The sequence below is a fragment of the Colwellia sp. BRX10-3 genome, from assembly GCF_014077505.1.
Lineage (GTDB): Bacteria > Pseudomonadota > Gammaproteobacteria > Enterobacterales > Alteromonadaceae > Cognaticolwellia.
In genome coordinates, this window is record NZ_JACGWA010000002.1 from 89,765 (window position 1) to 110,076 (window position 20,312).

General features: G+C 38.4%; 16 protein-coding genes. 10 read left to right on the forward strand and 6 right to left on the reverse strand.

Going from position 1 to position 20,312, the window contains the following annotated elements:
• Positions 1-19: 19 nt before the first annotated feature.
• The gene (gene relA / locus H4J38_RS05530) at positions 20-2,221 is read left to right on the forward strand and encodes a GTP diphosphokinase (RefSeq protein WP_182130349.1); all 2,202 of its coding nucleotides are present in this window, start codon (positions 20-22) and stop codon (positions 2,219-2,221) included.
• A gap of 175 nt (positions 2,222-2,396) precedes the next feature.
• On the opposite strand, the gene H4J38_RS05535 is transcribed toward relA, so the two are convergent.
• Entirely contained in the window at positions 2,397-2,837 is a 441-nt protein-coding gene (locus tag H4J38_RS05535; protein WP_182130352.1) for a hypothetical protein, read from the reverse strand.
• Between the two features lie 209 nt (positions 2,838-3,046).
• On the opposite strand from H4J38_RS05535, the gene mazG reads away from it, so the two are divergent.
• Positions 3,047-3,847, forward strand: coding sequence for a nucleoside triphosphate pyrophosphohydrolase (mazG, locus tag H4J38_RS05540; protein ID WP_182130354.1), 801 nt, complete (start codon positions 3,047-3,049; stop codon positions 3,845-3,847).
• Positions 3,848-3,897: 50 nt separating this feature from the next.
• A complete protein-coding gene (locus H4J38_RS05545) occupies positions 3,898-4,698 on the forward strand; it encodes an enoyl-CoA hydratase-related protein (protein ID WP_182130356.1) in 801 nt (266 codons plus the stop codon).
• Positions 4,699-4,840: 142 nt separating this feature from the next.
• Here the strand turns inward: H4J38_RS05545 and ltaE are convergent, their stop codons facing one another.
• On the reverse strand, positions 4,841-5,860 hold the full coding sequence (gene ltaE, locus H4J38_RS05550) for a low-specificity L-threonine aldolase (RefSeq protein ID WP_182130358.1): 1,020 nt from the start codon (positions 5,858-5,860) through the stop codon (positions 4,841-4,843).
• A 95-nt stretch (positions 5,861-5,955) separates the two neighbouring features.
• Positions 5,956-6,684 (reverse strand): YebC/PmpR family DNA-binding transcriptional regulator, encoded by a 729-nt coding sequence (locus tag H4J38_RS05555; RefSeq protein WP_182130360.1) that lies wholly within the window; start codon positions 6,682-6,684, stop codon positions 5,956-5,958.
• Between the two features lie 161 nt (positions 6,685-6,845).
• Here H4J38_RS05555 and H4J38_RS05560 point away from each other — a divergent pair, with 161 nt between their 5' ends.
• Positions 6,846-7,472, forward strand: coding sequence for a dienelactone hydrolase family protein (locus tag H4J38_RS05560; RefSeq protein WP_182130362.1), 627 nt, complete (start codon positions 6,846-6,848; stop codon positions 7,470-7,472).
• 44 nt (positions 7,473-7,516) lie between these two features.
• Here the strand turns inward: H4J38_RS05560 and glsB are convergent, their stop codons facing one another.
• The 3 genes from glsB to H4J38_RS05575 form a co-directional block, all read right to left on the reverse strand.
• Complete coding sequence (gene glsB, locus H4J38_RS05565) at positions 7,517-8,449, reverse strand: glutaminase B (protein WP_182130364.1); 933 nt, start codon at positions 8,447-8,449, stop codon at positions 7,517-7,519.
• Between the two features lie 431 nt (positions 8,450-8,880).
• Positions 8,881-9,396 carry a hypothetical protein gene (locus H4J38_RS05570; protein ID WP_182130365.1) on the reverse strand — a complete coding sequence of 172 codons (516 nt, stop codon included), beginning with the start codon at positions 9,394-9,396 and terminating at the stop codon, positions 8,881-8,883.
• Positions 9,397-9,695: 299 nt separating this feature from the next.
• Positions 9,696-10,568, reverse strand: a complete 873-nt coding sequence (locus H4J38_RS05575) for a LysR family transcriptional regulator (RefSeq protein ID WP_182130797.1) — start codon at positions 10,566-10,568, stop codon at positions 9,696-9,698.
• A 570-nt stretch (positions 10,569-11,138) separates the two neighbouring features.
• On the opposite strand from H4J38_RS05575, the gene H4J38_RS05580 reads away from it, so the two are divergent.
• From H4J38_RS05580 to H4J38_RS05605, 6 genes are all read left to right on the forward strand, one after another.
• Positions 11,139-13,604 (forward strand): S8 family serine peptidase, encoded by a 2,466-nt coding sequence (locus H4J38_RS05580; RefSeq protein ID WP_182130367.1) that lies wholly within the window; start codon positions 11,139-11,141, stop codon positions 13,602-13,604.
• 162 nt (positions 13,605-13,766) lie between these two features.
• Complete coding sequence (locus H4J38_RS05585; RefSeq protein WP_220465449.1) at positions 13,767-14,603, forward strand: DUF6689 family protein; 837 nt, start codon at positions 13,767-13,769, stop codon at positions 14,601-14,603.
• 32 nt (positions 14,604-14,635) lie between these two features.
• Positions 14,636-15,538 carry an FHA domain-containing protein gene (locus tag H4J38_RS05590; protein WP_182130369.1) on the forward strand — a complete coding sequence of 301 codons (903 nt, stop codon included), beginning with the start codon at positions 14,636-14,638 and terminating at the stop codon, positions 15,536-15,538.
• A 22-nt stretch (positions 15,539-15,560) separates the two neighbouring features.
• The gene (locus tag H4J38_RS05595; protein WP_182130371.1) at positions 15,561-18,905 is read left to right on the forward strand and encodes a serine/threonine-protein kinase; all 3,345 of its coding nucleotides are present in this window, start codon (positions 15,561-15,563) and stop codon (positions 18,903-18,905) included.
• Entirely contained in the window at positions 18,895-19,617 is a 723-nt protein-coding gene (locus H4J38_RS05600) for a sensor histidine kinase (RefSeq protein WP_182130373.1), read from the forward strand. Before H4J38_RS05595 ends, H4J38_RS05600 begins: the two co-directional genes overlap by 11 nt.
• Positions 19,614-20,252 carry a response regulator transcription factor gene (locus H4J38_RS05605; RefSeq protein ID WP_182130375.1) on the forward strand — a complete coding sequence of 213 codons (639 nt, stop codon included), beginning with the start codon at positions 19,614-19,616 and terminating at the stop codon, positions 20,250-20,252. The genes H4J38_RS05600 and H4J38_RS05605 overlap by 4 nt, the downstream gene beginning before the upstream one ends.
• Positions 20,253-20,312 lie beyond the last annotated feature (60 nt).

The window sequence follows — 20,312 nt, forward strand, 5'->3', positions numbered from 1 at the left end:
ATCAGAGGTAGAGAGTTCCATGGTTTCTGTGCGTAAGTCACATCAAATGTCACAAGCAAGTTTTGAGCAATGGCTAGCGGCGCTTGAATTAGATGCTGACAAAAAAGCGGCGTTAGAAAAATTGTATCAAAAAGTCAGTTATTTATTTGATGACACCACCCAGTGCCAAACTAAATCTTTAGAGATGGTGGAAATTCTTTCGGGTTTAAATCTTGATACCGACTCATTATGCGCTGCCTTTATCTGTCCCTTGTTTGAGTATAAGTGCATTAGTATTGAATATATTCAAGAGAACTTCTCTAAACAAATATATTTGCTTTGCAAAGGCGTAGGCCAAATGGAAGCAATTAAGGCTTTACAGCAGCCACAATCAAGCCATATTAGTGCCAATCAAATTGATAATATTCGTCGTATGCTATTAGCTATGGTTGAAGATGTTCGTGCCGTTGTTATCAAACTTGCAGAACGTTTATGCCACTTACGTTTAGTAAAAAATAGTGATGAAGAAACCCGTGTTTTAGCGGCTAAAGAAACCAGCAATATATACGCACCATTAGCCAATCGTTTAGGTATAGGTCAGTTAAAATGGGAATTGGAAGATCTTTCGTTTCGCTATCTGCATCCTGACGTTTATAAAAAAATAGCGGAACAACTAGATGAAAAACGTCTCGACAGAGAGCAGTACATGACTGACTTTGTTGATAACATATCTAAACAGCTACAGTCGTCGGGCATAAAAGGTTGCGTATACGGGCGCCCGAAACACATTTATAGCATTTGGAAAAAAATGCAGCAAAAGTCGTTGGATTTTGAACAGCTCTTTGACGTAAGGGCGGTACGTATTATTGTTGATGAACTACAAGGTTGCTATGGCGCACTAGGTTTGGTGCATACCAGTTGGAAGCATTTATCGAAAGAATTTGATGACTATGTTGCAACGCCAAAAAGCAACGGTTATCAGTCAATTCATACTGTAGTTATCGGCCCTGAAGGTAAAGCAATAGAAATACAAATTAGAACACAGCAAATGCATGATGACGCTGAATTAGGTGTCGCCGCACATTGGCGTTACAAAGAAGGTAACGCTAATGGCAAAACTTCTGGCTTTGACGAAAAGGTCAGTTGGTTAAGAAAAATTCTACAATGGCAAGAAGATGTTTCAGAAAGCGGCGAGTTACTCGAAGAACTTCGCAGTCAGGTATTTGAAGACCGTATCTATGTTTTTACCCCAAGTGGTGACGTGGTAGATTTACCGAGTGGCGCAACACCGTTGGATTTTGCCTACTATATTCATTCAAATGTTGGCCATAGTTGTATAGGTGCTAAAGTATTTGGTCGAATTGTACCTTTTACCCACCGCTTGCAAACAGGCGATAAAGTTGAAGTTTTACGCAGTAAAACATTAAACCCGAGCAGAGATTGGCTAAACCCAAGTTTAAATTATCTTCATACATCGCGTGCTCGTGCCAAGGTTCAACACTTTTTTCGCTTACTCGACCGAGATAAAAATTTAGCAGCGGGTAAAGAAATGTTAGAAACCGCGCTGGGTAAGTTACAGTTATCTTTAGCTAAAGTTGATTTATCACCAGCGATAGAGCGTTTTAATTTCACCATAAAAGATGATTTGCTTGCCGCGATAGGTTCAGGCAATACTCGTTTGTTACAAGTGGTTCATTGTTTACAACAGGAAGATGAAAAATCAAAACCTGAAGTTGAAATTGACCCACAAAGTTTAATTCGTCAACCCCAACAAACTGATACACAAACCGGCGATAACAATGGCATTACCGTTTCAGGTGTGGGCAACTTATTAACTCATATGGCGAAATGTTGCCATCCTGTGCCGGGTGATGAAATTTCAGGTTTTATTACTCAAGGGCGTGGTATTTCTGTGCACCGGGTTGATTGCGAGCAACTGGCTAACGCACTGAACCAGCAACCAGAGCGTGAAGTAGAAGTGCAGTGGGGCATAGATAGCAAAAAAAGTTATCAAGTTAGCATTAATATTATCGGTGGGGATCGTCAAGGTTTATTGAGAGATATATCGACGATAATTTCTAATGAAAGAGTCAGTATTATTGGCCTTGAAAGTAATACCGATAACGCCAAGCAAAGTATGAGCATGACAATCAAAGTAGAAGTGGCGAATAATGAAGCGTTAATGCGATTATTAGCGAAATTGAATCAGTTAGACGACGTTACTGAAGTTAAACGATTATAGTTAGTCATTAAGTCATGTTAACGCCAAGTTCTTAAGAGAAAAACTTGGTGTATTATGCTTTAACTAGGTAACCCACAACGTGATACCTATTGAATCTTAAATAAATGAACGGGTTAATATCGCCCATCTAACTTTATATCAAAGCAAAGATGGGCATGATGTTACAGTAAATTAATTATTTAATATCAATAGGATGATAACCTATTACGTGATTGCTCCTTTGGATTAAACTATTAAATTCATCTCTAATTTCTTTCGATTTTTCTTCGCCTTCTTGTTTGTTAAAGGCTTGCATCCACTTTATTCCTTCTGCGGATATTTCCCATTCCATAGATGAATAGCCCTCTTTTAATGTCCATGCTGTAGCCATATCCCATTCACCACTTTGCAGCCTGACAATATAAGGTACTTGAGTCCCTGCTGTTTTAGACGCCGGAAAATAATGCTCTTTGATTATTTCCATAGCTCTATCGGCTTTTCCGGGTTTGAAATCGGTATAAGTGATAGATAGATATTCAACGTTTGCTAACTTTTTAGGTTTTTGTTCTTCTGCATCAACCATAAACGGCAATACAGTTAACAAAAAAGCTAAACTAGAAATGATAGCTTTATTCATTATTATGTTCCTTTTGTAAAGTTTATGTTTCTACTGCATGTTTGAATTACCCCACAAGCTTAGTACATAAAATATACAATCACGAATTGCCAATATCTAAACGCTAATGAATATAATATATTTGCTTAATATGATGAAGTAGGATGCTACGCTAATTACACAAAGCAGTATGAACATACCGTTAAGGTAAATAATCAGGATATTAAATAATGTTGAACGATAAACCCTCAATATCAAAGCTTCGCTGGATCATGTCTGAACTGCGCAATCCTGAAACGGGTTGTCCTTGGGACTTAAAGCAAACTTTTACATCTATTATTCCTCATACGCTTGAAGAGGCTTACGAAGTGGCTGACGCCATAGAGCAAGAAGAATTTACTGAATTGGAAAAAGAGCTAGGTGATTTATTGTTTCAAGTGGTGTTTTATAGCCAACTTGGCGCGGAAGAAAAGCGTTTTGATTTTGATAGCGTAGTAAGTGCCATTTGTGAAAAGTTGATTCGCCGTCATCCACATGTTTTTGCCAGTAGTGATTTTCAATCAGATGTTGAAGTTAAAGCCAACTGGGAAAATGAGAAAGCGAAAGAGCGCCAGCAAAAAAACAAGGATACTAATTTAAGTATATTGGCTGATATTCCACGTAATTTACCAGCGTTATCACAAGCGGTAAAAATTCAAAAACGCTGTGCGCATGTCGGTTTTGACTGGCACAATATTGATGATGTTTTTGCTAAAGTTGAAGAAGAAGTTTTAGAAGTTAAAGCCGAGTTACATCGTGACGATACTGCTTTGGCGGAAGAGTTAGGTGATTTGATGTTTGCCGTAGTCAATTTATGTCGACATGCTAAACAAGACCCTGAAGCGTTATTACGTCAAGCAAATAATAAGTTTACCAAGCGCTTTTATGGTGTTGAAGCACAAGTGAATAATGCCGATAAAAGTTTTGAACAGCATTCTTTAGACGAACTTGAAGCCTTTTGGCAACAAGTTAAAGTTACTGAAAAATCATAACCTGAAATTTAATATTAATAAAACTTATCAAATAGCATAGCGAGGTAAAAATGAGTTCACTACCTAAATTAGTCGACAGTAAAATAACACTCAGTAATAAAGTGGTTACCTTGAGGTTTAATCGCCACGATGTCCGAAATGCTTTAACAGGCACCGCAATAGCAGACGATATTGTTAATACTGTTGAATGGATTAATCGCACACCTGAAATAGCGGTGCTGATTATCACCGGTGATGGCTCAGCATTTTCTTCAGGCGGCAATATTAAGGACATGGCTGAGCGAGCAGGCGACTTTGCCGGTGATGTGCAAGCGCTAGAAAGACGTTATCGAGAAGGTATTCAGCGCATCCCGTTAGCCTTGCACAAATTAGAAGTACCGGTAATTGCCGCAGTAAATGGTCCTGCAATAGGCGCAGGTTTTGATATTGCCAATATGTGCGATATAATAATTGCCTCGACAAAAGCTAAGTTTGGTGAAACCTTTGTTAACTTAGGAATTATTCCTGGCGATGGTGGCGCATGGTTTATGCAACGCTTAATTGGTTATCAAAAGGCCGCAGAGTTAACCTTTACGGGTCGTGTAATTGATGCTGTAGAAGCAAAAGAAATAGGTATTGTATTAGATGTTGTTGAGCCTGAAAACTTAATCGAAAGAGTGAACAAGCTTGCAAGTGAAATAGCGGCTAAACCAGTAGCGTCGTTACGGTTAACAAAGCGATTAATGAAGTTAGCACAACGCACTGAATTGCCAGACTTTCTTGATATTTGTGCGGTTTTTCAGGGTATGTGTCATAACAACCCAGAGCACTTGGCTGCGGTAAATACTATGATTGAAAAACTAGCAAAATAAATATCGTTCAGGATATACAAAACCGGTTACTAAGGGTTAACTAACGAGTCTCCCTTAGTCATTCATAACACTAAGTTTTTACACTCAGTATTTGTACTTAAGCTTCTGACTCCAAAATATTTATTCGCTTGCTTTAGCGGTATTACTTCCCTAGTGTTAAAGCGCCGCTCAACTGTGTTATAAAGTTATCAATATCCGCTTTATCAATATCTAGGTGCGTAACTAGTCGCATAGGGTTACCAGAGGTTAGCAATATACTCTTGGCTTTGAATTGGACTACTAAATCTGCAATATCAATGTTTTCAGCGAATGTAGCAAATACCATGTTAGTTTCAACTTGGGCTAAGTTCACTGAAACGTTATCAAGCTGATTTAAGGCCTTAGCCAAATACTGAGCATTGTCATGATCTTGTTGTAGTTTTGCTGGATTTTGTTCCAGTGCTATTTTTGCCGCCGCGGCAATAATACCAGCTTGGCGCATGCCACCACCCACCACTTTTCGCCAACGCTTAGCACTTTTTATCAAAGCTTCTGAACCGAGTAATATTGAACCTATCGGTGCGCCGAGGCCTTTTGATAAGCAAATAGACATCGAATCTACGTGTTGGCAAATCTCTGTAATATCGATATTTAATGCACTGGCCGCATTGTAAACACGCGCACCGTCTAAATGTAAGGCGAGGTTATTTTGCTGAGTAAACTCACGTGCTTTTGCCATGTACTCCAACGATAGTACTTTACCGTTAATGGTGTTCTCAATACTGAGTAATGTGGTACGAGCAAAGTGAGAGTCATCAGGCTTAATTGCTGCCGCCAGCTTTTTGAAACACAAGGTACCGTCTTTCTCATTCGCTATGGGTTGTGGTTGAATTGACCCTAAAACAGCCGCGCCACCGCCTTCAAATTTATAGTTATGCGCTTGCTGGCCACAAAGGTATTCATCGCCCCGTTGGCAATGTGCCATTAAGGCTAACAAATTAGCTTGCGTGCCTGAGCTACAAAACATCGCACTGGCAAATCCGTGGCGTTTAGCGGCCCATAATTCAAGCTCGTTAACCGTAGGGTCGTCGCCATATACGTCGTCACCGACTTCCGCGTTTGCCATAGCATTGCGCATTGATTTACTAGGTCGAGTTACCGTGTCAGAGCGAAAATCAATCATGGTTAGCCTTTGTTAATCAAATTTTAATAGTGAGTATAATTAAACAAAAAAGGCATCCGATAAGATGCCATCAATTCATATGTTTTTCGAGAGTGTTATTCTTCAGCTAGCTCTGCATTGTGATAAATATTTTGTACGTCATCACAATCTTCAAGCATATTGATGAATTTTTCGAAATTAGCTAAGTCATCTTCACCAGAAATTTCAGTGTAGGTTTGTGGTACCCAAGTAATTTCTTCTACTTCTAGTTCAACCTCAGACATACTTTCTGCAAATTCAGTTTTAATTTTAAAGAATTCAGTATGCGGTGCGTAAACGGTAATAATACCGTCTTCGAGCTCAACATCAGTAACATCGATATCAGCCATCATTAAATTTTCTAATACAGCCTCGTCGTCTTCACCTTTAAAGGCAAACACGGCTTGATGATCAAACATGTGTGAAACTGTGCCTGATGAACCAATTTTTGAATAAGTTTTAGTAAAACATTGGCGAACATCTTTAATCGTTCGATTACCGTTATCAGTTAGACAGTCAATAATTACCATACAGTTACCCGGTCCAAAGCCTTCGTAGCGCGATTCTACGTAATCTTCACCACCAACACCTGTAGCTTTTTCTAATGCTTTTTCAATAACATGAGTAGGAACTTGATCTTTTTTTGCTTTCTCGATAGTACGACGCAAAGAAAGGTTGCCATCGGGGTCTACACCGCCATTTTTCGCTAATACGTAAATTTCTTTACCGTACTTTGAATAAACTTTAGTTTTTTGGCCCGCAGTTTTGGCCATTGATAATTTGCGGTTTTGGTATGCTCTGCCCATCTGAATACGTCTCGTTGCTGATAATTTAAATTTCTATGCGCTAGATTCTAACGGGTAGCGACGGCTATTTCTAGTGCTGAACCCATTTGAGCTTTCAAATTTTAAAAAAGCATGCAAAAATTTGATCAAATCTATATGAAGTTGTTTGTTGGAGTCGTTATTTGAATATAATTTTTGTCGCTGATATTTTTGGTCTTACGGATGATTTTACAAAGTTATGTCAGCAAGTTACTGCCAATGTTGAACAATTACTTAAAGTGAAGCAACCGCTTGGGGTTAAATGCCAGCTGCATTTGATTGGCCCATATTCAGAACAAACAAAATCATTTTCCAGTGAAGAAGATGCTTATCAGTATTTTATCGAAAATGTTACTTTAGATGGCTACGTTAAAAAATTAGAGCAAAAGTTATCAGCAATATCAGGCAGTAAATTGTTAGTGGGCTTTAGTATAGGGGGCAGCGCTATTTGGCAGTTATATTCACAAAAATATGTTGAGCAAAGCTTAGCTGCTATTTGTTTTTATAGTAGCCAAATTCGGCACATGACGCAGTTAACGCCCAGTATTGAAACTAAGCTAATTTTACCTGCAACAGAACAGCACTTTTCAGTTGCCGCGCTCAGGGCTATTTTACAAGAAAAATCAATGGTCACCATTGAGCAAAGTGAATACTTACACGGCTTTATGAATGCATTATCTAATAACTATAACCGGCATGCTTATGAGTATTATACAAAAAGGCTTGCTGAGTTATTGTTAGAGCAATACCTTAACGAAGAGGCTAGCTAAATCGTTAGTAGTAATAAAGCGTAGCTCAAATATAACATTTGGTGTTAATGGTAAATCGATAAGCCTAATTCTTCGGCTAAACTAGCCACTAAGTTTGTGCCAATAACTGAGTTACCAAAAGAATTTAACGGTGGACTCCATGTACAAATAACACCATAGCTTGGCACTATGGCAATTACTCCGCCGCCAACGCCGCTTTTAGCAGGTAAGCCAATAGAAAAGGCAAATTGGCCTGACTGATCATACATACCACTGGTCGATAATATTGCATTAACTCTATGGGCATCTCTGGGTGTGCAGATAACTTTTTTAGTTAAAGGGTCAATACCTTTATTCGCTAAAAATAGTAAACTGGTCGCCAATTGTTCACAACTCATCGCCACTGAACATTGGGTAAAGTAATGACTTAATACTTCCGGTATTTCTGATTCTATATTGCCAAAGCTTTTCATTAAATACCCTAGCGCGGCGTTTCGGCTGCCATGGGCTAATTCTGATTGATAAACATAATTGTCGATAAATACAGCTTCATCATGAGCCAACTTACGCATAAAGCTTAAAAAGGCTAACTTACTTGAAGAAAAATGGCTAGTTAGTACGTCAGCAACCAATAATGCACCGGCGTTTATAACTGGGTTTCGCGGAATACCTTTTTCCCACTCTAATTGGATAATAGAGTTAAATGGTTGCCCTGAAGGCTCCATATTAACGCGTTTCCACAAATCATCTCCAATACGCTTCATCGCCATGACCAAACCAAATACTTTCGAAATACTTTGAATAGAAAAGGGCTCTTGATAGTCACCTGCGCCTGCCGTTTTACCATCAATAGTGGTAACACAAACCCCCATTTTTTCAGGGCTAATTTCGGCTAAAGCTGGAATGTAGTCGGCCACTTTACCTTGCGTGTAAAAGCTTTGCTGCGCTGCTAGTAAGCTTTGTAATTTAACTTGCAAGTTGGAAATGTCTTTTATCATATAAGCGAACTTGTTTATCTGTTGAATAACTGCAATAAAGCATGAATAGGCGTTCATTATGCACAAAAAGTGATACATGCCTAGTGCTTTGTCAACGTTGAGATATTTGGACGAGTAAATTACTAACTACGAGGGAATATTCTTGGTTTTTTTATGATGTAAAACATATTGATTTTAGTTAGTTGCAACGTCAGCTAAATAATATTTACCCTGCATTTTATTTACTATTATCTAGCTGCGTTGTGTTGACATTATTCATTAAGTTAGCTGTATGCTGATAAACCATTGTAATGAATAATGCTATATTATTACTCAACATCCCACTGACTGATTGAGATATGCTTAATTTCAATAATAAAGCTAATTGTTGAGCTTATTTCGTTAATAATATTATTTACCATTTAAATGCTCCTATTTGAATGAATTGAGTTCTAATCAGATAATTCTGTTGAGTTTTCAATTTGATTTATAGGTAAAAGTTGTTTTAATTTTTGTAAGTTACCTGCGGTAATTGCGTTGTCGTTAATGTTAACCGCCAATTCAAAATCTTCTAATGCTGCGGTTAACTGGTTTTTCCTAAATCGAGCAACACCACGGTTACTATAATTAAGTGATGTTAAATACCGTACTTTAGTACTTTGACGTTTCGCAGACTCTAAGCTATCGATAGCGTCTGTACAGGCTGTTTCTGATTTATCGCTATGAGTAACGTTAGACTGTAAATATGCAACGCATAAATTCATTTTATTAGCATAAAAATCTTGGCTTTTTTCGTTCTCGGTTAATTTTTTTATACCTGATTCTAATTTACCTTTAGTGATCTCTTCAGTACCAATAGCCCCTTTTATTATGGCTACTTGGAATACGTCATCACTGGCAAAAGCTGAATGTGTGGCACTTAATAATATAGTGGCTAATAAGGTGTTTTTTAAAGTTAATTTCTTCATTTTGTTTTCTCTATATTGGTTACGCATCAAGTTGATACAGGGCTAATATAGAGAGAAGTTGGATGACTGACAAACGATTAGAATACACTCATCAAGTGAATAATATTCACTTGTATTACCAATGCTTGAATGTGTTAGTCAGGGCTATTTATGCCAGCCTGAATATCAGTCTCTAGTGGCCTATCTGTTCCACTTTAAGATGAGCCTTAGCAAAGTGTAGCAACTGCATTTTAAAATGGAGCGGGTATAAAAGGGTAAGAGCATTATTTCTGTAAAGTTCTTACCTCAATCATAAATGATTAAATTGTGAAGGTTTCTTTTACCCATTTAGCGAATAAAGACAGCTCTGTATGGTTGTCCATATTTTCATGTTGAATAAGGTAGTACTTATCATTGGTATTTAATTCTTCATCAAATAATTTAACTAATAATTGCTCACTGAACCAGGCTTTACTCATGGGCAATGGCACTAGTGCTATCCCCATCCCTTGCTGCGCAGCTCTTGCAACACCAAACATGCTATCAAATTGGATAATTTGCTTAGGATCAAAGTCCTCAACATTGTTTTTATCAGCCCATTGATGCCAAGACCAGGGTCGTGATCTGTGTAAAATTAACGGCGTGGTTTTTAATGCGGAAAAGCCAGAGGCTTTTAATTTTTTATATAGCCTTTTGTTACATGCAGGTGCGTAACGGATAGGAAATAATTCTTGAACAATTTTCGCATTGGGTTTGCCATTAGCAAGCACAATGGATAAATCTGCCGACTGTGATGGCTGGCTACCAGATTTTACGGTTTCGAGTTGAAGATTAATTGTTGGATTGTTTTCGGACCAAAGTGATAAGCGAGGTATAAATAATTCGCTAGCAAAAAACTCCGGCAAGCTAATGACTATCGTTTGATTTTGCTGCTTTTTAGTAAACTCGGATATAGTTGACTCTAATTGATTAATTATCGGTTGAATTGACTGGTAAAACTGTTTGCCTGCACTGGTTAGTTCAATGGTTCTGGTACCACGATTGAACAAAACGATGCCTAATTGCGTTTCAAGTTGTTTTATTTGATGACTGACTGCTGACGGAGTTAGAAATAATTGTGATGCTGCATGTTTAAAGCTTAAACATTTCGACGCAACACAAAATGAGCGCAGGCCACGTATAGGTGTTTGGATTGACATAGTTAACATTTATTAGTGAAGACAAAATCTATTTGCAAAACTTAAGCCGTAATTTAAGGTTATGATTTTAATTGCTTTATTGTTTTATTCGGGTTTTGATATGCTTTTGGATGCACCATGATAGTGTGCTTGCACCAAATTAATGTTGTTAAAAATAAATAAAAAAAAAGGACATCAATAGATGTCCTTGAAATAAAACAAATTAACTATGTAAAAAACGTTATGGAATCGGGGGAGATTCAAAACAAGTTCATCTTAAGGTCATTTCTTGTCGCCCGCAAACGAGATAAATTCATTTAACAGATGAATTAATTTCATGCATTAGCTGTGTATGTTTATATGAGGGGGCAATGTTAAAGGAGTGGTATTTTATCTTTTACTTTATTCTTTTTTTAAAATTAAAATCAATTTTTATTATTCACTGATATTTTATACAAAATAAGTCAGCTGTAGGGGTTTTCCCCTGTATGTACTAGGGACTGATCCTGATAGTAAGCCATGCTGAAATCGCGTCAAATGAAGGTGTTCATAAAATATACTTTCAGAGATGGGTGGATACAAAAGATGAAAACACTAATTAAAAATATGGCATTAACCATGTCAATCGCAGGTATCAGTCTAAACGCAACAGCTGCGGCTGTTATCGGTTCTCAATTAGAACAACAATTACAAAATATGACTGCCACTGACAGTGCAATGGTAGTCGTGTCTTATGACCAGCTCGATGCACTAACCACATCGCAGTTACAAAACTTACTAAACATAGGTTTAGCGCAAGGCGTTCAATTCCAATCATTACCTATTATTGGTGTGATGGCAAGTCCGGCTCAAATTAATCAATTAGCTGCTATGCCAGGTGTGCGTTCAGTTTTTGCAAACCGTACACTTGAGTATTTTAACGCAGAAGCACGTGAAATAACGGGCGTGGAAAAGTTACAATCAGACAGTTTTGCCGCTAATAATGGTATGAAATTTACCGGTAAGGGCGTTACGGTTATTGTTAACGATTCAGGCATTGATGCAACGTTAGATGACCTAGAGTACGGCGCTAAAGTGGTTGAAAACGTACAGGGCGTTACTCATGCACAAGCCATTTCATTAACCGGTGTTGACGGCGTCTGGATTGAAGGCCAACCCAATACTGATTTAAATGTTGGCCACGGAACACATTGTGCCGGCACAGTAGGCGGTTGGGGCACACACTCTGACGGTAAGTACAAAGGTGCAGCGACAGGTGCAGATATTGTCGGCTACGGTTCTGGTGCTGGTCTTTCTATCCTAGATGCACTTGGTGGCTATGATTATGCCATTAGTCATATTTGGGATTTTAACTCTCCTATTCGTGTGATGAGTAACTCTTGGGGCTCAAGTGGAAAATTTGATCCAGCAGGCCCTATTTCATTAGCGTCATACAAAGCTCACAAATTAGGTATGATTTCAGTATTTGCTGCTGGTAACAGTGGTGCAGGTGAAGATACCCACAACCCTTATGCACAAATCCCATGGGGTATGTCAGTTGGCGCAACCACAAAACAAGGCACTTTAATTGATTTTTCTTCACGTGGTAAACGTGGCGAACAAGCTGACTTTACAATGCCGGATGGTTCGACCTGGACTTATAAAAACGAAGTAACGATAGTTGCACCTGGTGTTGATATTATTTCAACCCGTGCTAAAACTAACCTTGCCTCTAACGGTGGTGCTGACGATGTAGGTGTTATCGAAGATGAATACTTACCTTTCTACACTAGGATTTCTGGCACCTCGATGGCAACGCCTCATGTAGCGGGTATCATTGCTTTAATGTTAGAAGCTAACCCTGACTTAACGCCTTTACAAATTAAGCAAATCATTCAAGAAACCGCGACTAATATGCCGGGTTATGAATCTTGGGAAGTGGGTGCTGGTCATGTCAATGCTTATGCGGCAGTAGCAGGAGCACTAGGTCATGATGAGCAAAATAGCGCGACAGTAAATAACTTAAGTGAGTTTAATGCCAACGCTATCCTTACTTCTGGCGGCGAGCCTGAAGCGTTTGAAGTGCTATTTTCTCCTGTTGGTGAACCTGAAGTGCATACCTTCGATGTTGAAGCTGATGCAGCTTGGATCAGTGCTTCGTCTGAAACCCTTGCCAATCTAGTTAAATTAAAATTAGAAGCGCCAGACGGGACTGTTTATTTTGGTAACTTAACGACGCCAGTACTGAGCGATACCATGCGAGTTTCTGCCCCTGCACAAGTGGGTCAATGGAAGCTTTCTGCTTACGGCATAACTTCACTTTCAGGTGTTCAAGCAGATCCAACAGGCACATCAAATGGCCCAGGACTTCCTGAATATGTTAGCGGTGAAATTTCAATCTTGAACTCTGGTGGTTATGAAGGTTTAAATGATATTGCTGGCCATCCTGCTGAAAAAGCGATTGAGTTTGCGGTAAGTGAGCGTTTAGTGGATAGCAAAAATGACCGTTTTTACCGCCCAGATGCTAACTTAAAACGTCAAGAATTAGCTAAATTCTTAGTAATGGGTTTATCAATCAGACAGCAACGTGACATCTTGAATGAGCAAAAAACAGCTTTTACTGATGTAAACAATAAGTATGCACCTTTTGTTGATGCAGTGACCACTGTTGGCTCGGCACTTAAAGACAGAGTTCAAAATCAATGGCCGGTAATGTTATCAAATGGTGACGAATTCACTCCTCGTAAAAATGTTACTAAACAAGAGCTTGCTTATTCATTAGTGCAAGGGCTAGGACTTGAAACACAAGCATTAAGTTTCTCTGGAGAGTTAACAGTTGATTATAAAGGCGAGCGCATTGCTGTGATGGACTCAAGTTCTGTACCACCTGTCTTAAAAGGTTATGTGCAAGCTGCTATCGATATGTCATTAATGGGTGTTCGTTTTGCACTTGAGCAAGGACCTTATGACTTATCACCAACAGTAGTTGCTTACTTTGAGCCAGCTAATAACATTAAGCGTGGTGACTATGCCGTTATTATTGGCCGAGCGTATGATAGCTACTTACGTTAATTGTTAGCTTTATGAAGAAGAACCAACCTGATAGTAGGTTGGTTTTCTTGCTACTAAATGAGCCTAAATACTTGCTAATTTATTAAATTCAACGTAGGTTCTGTTAGCAGAGTCATAAAACAATCTGAGTTAACTAGCAGATTCGTATCCAGAGGAAAAAAGATGTTGAACAAAAAAAATATAACGACTAAATTTTTGGCCACAACTGCCATTTTTTTTAGTACCTTATCTTTCGCTTCCCAACCATTATCGGTCGACGTGCAGGGTAATAAAGTAGAAGTTATTGTTCATTTACCCGGTGATATTTCTGCAGACCTTAGCTTACAGTTTGAAAATGCAGTCGGCCTAACTAAAGATAGTTTAGGATTAAGTGCAGAATTAATCGATGTTACCTCATTAGACATTATAGACCGCTTACCTAGTGGGTTAAATATTACCCCCGCAGCGGCCTTTCCAATGATGATCACCATTGAACCTAAAGCGAATACTGGTTTTTCGTTCTCGGGTGTTGCGACAATAGATCTACATACGCATAATCTAGAATATACAGCCGGCACGCCTTTCCGTTTCTTTAAAGCACCATTAAACGGGGAGTTTAAAGATATTACCGAGACCTTAGGCTCTGGAAGCTTGCGTACTCGTGGTTCAACAGGCAAATTTTCTCAATTTATAATTGTGGCTGATTTGCGTGCACCTCTAGTGGTTGTTCAACAAAAATTTAATGATTTACAAACCGCGCTAAATGAATTTTCTCCGCAAATAAATGCAGCGGTTTATTCAGCGTTATTACAAGATATTAACGACATTAATCAGTTGATATCAACTCAAGACTATAATTTGGCAAGTAATAAGCTTAATGAGTTTAATCGTCGTATTAACGACAACCGTGGTATTAATATTCCAGATGTATGGCGTTCAAGCCGAGATATTCGTAATATTGCCGGTGAGTTGATGGCATTCTCAAAAACCTTGCGATTTAGTTTGCGTTTAATTAAGTAACGCAACCATTTTTTTTATGTAGAGGTGTTGTTATGCCAGCTAGAATTACCGTTTGTTATCCTAACCAACCTGCAGTAGAAAGTTTTCTTTATGAAAACAGTGGTTACCGTTTAGGGCGCTCAAATGAATGTGAACTTTTATTAGATCACCCTACGGTTTCTCGCCAACATGCTAAAGTTGCGCATACAAATAAAATTTGGCAACTTAATGATGAGCGCAGTCGCAACGGTACAAAAGTCAATGGTATTGCCATTACTCAGTCCACTTTAAATACTGATGCCTTAATTTCGATTGGTGAGTTAGACTGCTTATTTGAAACGAAATCATCTGAACAGCTTGATGCTATTATTACACATAATCAATGGCGTTTATCCAATAGCCAATCACCAATATCAACCCCTTTAACAGAACACTTACAAGACAATTTATCGGCACAATTACAAAATATCATTATGTTAACGGGTACACAGCGTGGCATTATTTTATTGGGTGATACTCTACAAACCTTAAGTGTTAGCATTGCTCATGGCATGCAATTAGCTGATTTTAAATTAGCTAACTTCGAAGGCAGTGTCGGCGCTATTACTCGCTGCTTTGAGTCCGGGCAAGCGGTTATTGCCATGGATGTTACTCGCCATGAACTGTTAAGCTCACGTAAGAGTATAGAAACCAAAAAAATATCCGCATTAGCCTGTATCCCCTTGTTCTATGAAGATAAAGTTGTGGGTGTTGTTTACACTGACAGTAAAATATCTGATAAAGTACTCACTGAATTAGATATCGAAATTTTAAGCACCATGAGCCAGCAAATTCAAGCATCAGTTCAAGCAATATTACTGCAACAATCGATTGATTCGTTGCAAAAAATTCTCGATGATGACTCAATACGGATATCAGGTAAAAAAGACGCTAGTTTGCTTAATTTGTGCCATTAAATTTTATTAATAAATAGGCTGTATGAGCACTCCTGAAAAGCCAAAATTAATTAAGCCTGTTGAAATATCACAACAGACAACGCAAATTATCCAACCTGACAATTCACTGGCAATAGGTGAATGTCTTGTTGGTCGTTTTGTGATTAAAAGCCTGCAAGGTAGAGGTCGTTATGGCTGTGTTTATAGCGCGTATGATCAGCAACTCGATGCTGTTATTGCCATCAAAGTACTTGATAAATCCCTTAGCCAAAATGCAAAAAATTTAGCTGATTTTAAAAATGAATTGTTATTAGTTCGTCAACTTAGTCACCCCAACATTATTCGTGTCCATGAATATTATCAGCATCAAGATTTACACTTCTTAACCATGGATTGGATAGAAGGGGGGAGCTTAGAAAAAATTATCACTAGTCAACCTCTGTCTATCAAGCAAGTTCAAAGTTTTATTGAACAATTACTGAGTGGTCTAGCTTTTGCGCAGCAAGCGGGTATAACGCATAAAGATATTAAGCCTGAAAATATTATGATAGACACATCTGGTCGGCTCTATATCGCTGACTTTGGCCTTTCGGTGCTGAATAAAGAAAGTGCCGCGGCCAGTGTGATGGGCACGCCGCACTATGCGCCACCTGAATATCTTCAGTCAGGTAAAATTAATGCCAGTACAGATTTATATGCTGCTGGTATTGTTATATTCCAACTCTGTTGCCATTGCTTACCGTTTAATGGTGATTCAATAGATGAACTAATAGAAAGCAAGTTACTCAATAAAGCTAAATTTAACCCAAAGCATGCGGAACTTAATACTCTAAAATCTTGGTTGTTATCGTTAATTTCAGCTCATAGTGCATCACGCCCAGTAAATATCGCACTGGCAGAACAGCAATACATAGCACTAACAACGGACAAAAAAACATTAAGTAAAACCTCAGTATTTTATGGTGTTTTTGCACTTTTTCTGGTTGGGATTTTTATTACGATTTGGATTTATAATCAACCAAAAGCAATCAAGTCGAGTGCCAAAAATCACTACGCTGTAGCTATCTTGCCAACGTTGACCAAAGATGAAGAGTTTGATCAAACATTTGCCAATTATTTAAATTATCAACTAAGCGAGATTTCGAATTTACGGGTAATAGAGCAATCGAGGCTGAAGCAATTATTAGCGCAACTAGGTATAAAATTACCGTTAGATGACAACAAAATTGAGCTAATTACTGATCTACTACAAATTGATTTAATGATTAGTCCGCAAATTATTGTGGCCGGTACCCAAGCGAAGGATATACAGTTTGAACTAATCTTTGTTGATGGTTTTAAAACCCATCGTGAAACTTTACTGCGGCAAGTGTTTGACGAAAAAAACTGGCAAAGTACTTCGGTTAACTTTGTTGATAACTTTATAAAGCGCTTAGCTATAGAAGCGAGTGCCACGCAGACCTTGTCATATGAGCCTAATCCACTGCTTGATTTATTTGCTATTAAAGCTTTTATCGCACAAGGGGATTTTGAGAGTGCGCAACTAGCGCTTACCCCAATACTTAGTGATAATTCAGAGTCTGCGCAAACTTGGTTGCAACAAGGTGAACTGAATCTTGCCCAAAACTTAATTTTAGAAGCAGAGCAAGCTTACGGTAAGGCAGCAGAGTTTAGTACAGTTAATTCATATACTACAAAACTTGCTAGTGCCCGATTGAATGATTTAGCAGGCAAAGTTGAGCAAGCACAAACTGACTACTTAGCCTTAGTGAATGCCTTTCCTTATAACACTGAACTTAAAATGATGTTGGCGGAGTTTTATTTTTTAATTGAACAGCATCAAAAAATGGAATCGCTATTACTGGACGTCGTAAACATTGATGCTAATCATCCTAAAGCTTGGTTTATGTTAGGCAGAGCCGCCTTTTTACAAGGTGATTTTGAAAAAGCACTGAATGAATATTTTGTTAAAGCATTAGTCACAGCAAAGAAACTAAAAAATCAATATAAAGAAGGTGAAGCCCTAAATGCTTTTGGTGTGGTGTACGAGCAGTTAGGTGAAACGAAACTAGCCTTTGATTACTACCAAGAAGCGTTAGCAATTAGAAAAGTGACCGGAGATTTGGCCGGCACTGCAACTACGATGACAAACCTTGCAGCTATGCATTTAGCAATTGGCGAGTATCAAAAAGCTGAGCAGTATTTAAAAGAAAGTTTAGACATTTATCCGCAGCTAAACGATCAAAAGGGGCTTGCCAATACCTACAATGAACTTGGCAATTTGGCGGAAGAACAAGCCTTGTACCAAATTGCGTTAGAAAACTATCGCCATGCCTTAAATATTCGTATCGATTTAGGTAACTTAATGCTACAAGCAGAGAGCATGAACAATATAGGGTATAGCTATTTTATGTTGCTTGATCCTGAGAATGCATTGGTTTATTGGCGTCAATCAGAGCAGTTATATCAGCAGATCCAATTTCCAATTGGCATTATTCATGTCAGACAAAACTTAGGTCAATTGGAACTAGCAAAAGGTAATTGGCGTAATGCCTATCATCTTTTTAACAATACATTAGCAGACGCGAATGAACTGAGTAGTTCTGAAGAATCGCTGGTATCACACAGTTACCTCACTAAACTGGCATTTTTACAAGGTAACTTTCAATCGAGTATTATCGAGTTGATAGCGCTTTATTCGGAAGCAGAAAAATTGCATGATGTTAGAGCTACAGCGCAACTCGGGCTTTGGTTGGCTGATTGGTCTCTGCAATTAGGTGATATTAAACAAGCTGAACAACATCTAGCGAAAATTAGCAAAATCGTCTCAACTTATGGCAATAAAGAATACAAAACGACCTACCATTTTTTAATTAGTCAGGACCAAAATAATGTCACAAGCACGTCGTTTGGAGCTAAAGATGTTGTTACTGATCACGCACACCAAACTATTTATATCCGCCAGTTAATAAAGCAAGCGAGAGAGCTTTTACGTGCAGGAAATAAAGACATTAGCGCTAATTTGACACTATTGGCTGAAATAGACTTTGGACTCTATCAGTATCAGTATATCGAGTATTTAGAGCTACTAGCTGTGCAACAATATTATTCTCAGGCGTGGACTGATTTAAAAAGTACTTTGCGCGAAGCAGACCTTTTATTAAGAAAAATGGGCGATTATTGGCGAAGTTTTCAATTTGATCGTTTACGAGCTCAATTAGCGATCGCAGATAAGCAAGACCCAGAAAAATATCACGATACTGTCCGTAAAAAACTTAAAAATTTGATGACTAATTTACCTACTGAAATGTCGTCAAACTTCTTGAAAAAACAAGATTACTTTCAATTAAATGACTCGCTACAGGAATTACTGCGTTATGAGCAATAATATGGATATGACTAAGTTGGTGGCACAACTTAATGAAAAGCAAAAGCAAATATCTCAGCAATTATATATTGGTAACGAGCAAATGCGTGGCTTAGCTAAGCGGGTATGGCGAGTACAAGAAGATGAACGTAAACATATTGCCCGAGAATTACACGATGGTGTAGGGCAACTTCTAACGGCTTTGATCAATCAATTACAACAAGTACAAAAGGGCGATCCAGCAATAGCATTAAGTGAAAGTATTGATTTAGCGCGCCAAGCTTTGTCTGATACTCGGGTTATTTCTCGTCTAATGCGACCAAGAATTTTAGACGATCTTGGCCTTATCCCCGCTTTAGAATGGTTAGTGAGAATAATGGGCGAGCCAGAAGAGGCAGAAATTGAATTTCATCATCAGATAAATACCGAGATAGATAACGATACGCAAACCTTAGCTTTTCGTGTCATACAAGAAGCTCTAACTAATGCGATTAAACATGCTCAAGCTAAAACTATTACCTTAAATGTAATAGCAACAAGTAAACTGTTAATGATCAAAATAGCAGATGATGGTGTTGGTATGCCTCTTGGTACAGAAGATAACCCAGATGGCTTCGGCTTGGGCGCTATGCGAGATAGGGTCAGTGCTTTTGGTGGCCAGTTAACCATTAATTCATCACCTAACCAAGGTTGCGAAATCAAGGTTTTAGTGACAGGAAGAGAAATGTCATGATCAGCGTACTTATTGCCGATGACCACACTATTTTACGCCACGGTCTGGTGAGTTTATTAAGCAAAGATGAAAATATTCGCGTGGTAGCTGAGGCTGCAGATGGCGTGGAGGCGATTAAAAAAGCACTGGAATTAAAACCAACGGTTATTGTTATTGATATCAGTATGCCTGAGATGAATGGCATGGAAGCAGTTAAACGCTTACACGAACAATTACCTGAAGCTAAGGTGTTAGTGCTTACTATGCATGAAGAGCAAGAATATGTAATACATATGGTTAGAGCCGGGGCTTCAGGTTATCTATTGAAAGATAGTGCGAGTGATGAATTAATTGATGCGGTAAAAGCCTTGGCTGAAGGAAAAACCTATTTCAGCCAGTATGCCGCTAGCGTTTTAGCTACTCAATACAATAAACCAGCAGAAAGTTGGCAAGACCCTTATAAAAACCTGACTAATCGTGAACGTGAAGTGTTTCACTTGATCATTGAAGGTAAAACCACGAAAGAAATCGCTCGATCTTTAGATATTAGTGTCAAAACCGCGGAAAACCATCGCGGAAAAGTATTAGACAAACTTGATGTCGCTAATGCGGCAGAACTAGTGCGCTATGCCGCTAAACACCATCTATTAATGTAATTTCAATAAAAAAATTATAGTTAAGCTTTACTGCATTAATTAAATTTTTATCCATCAGGT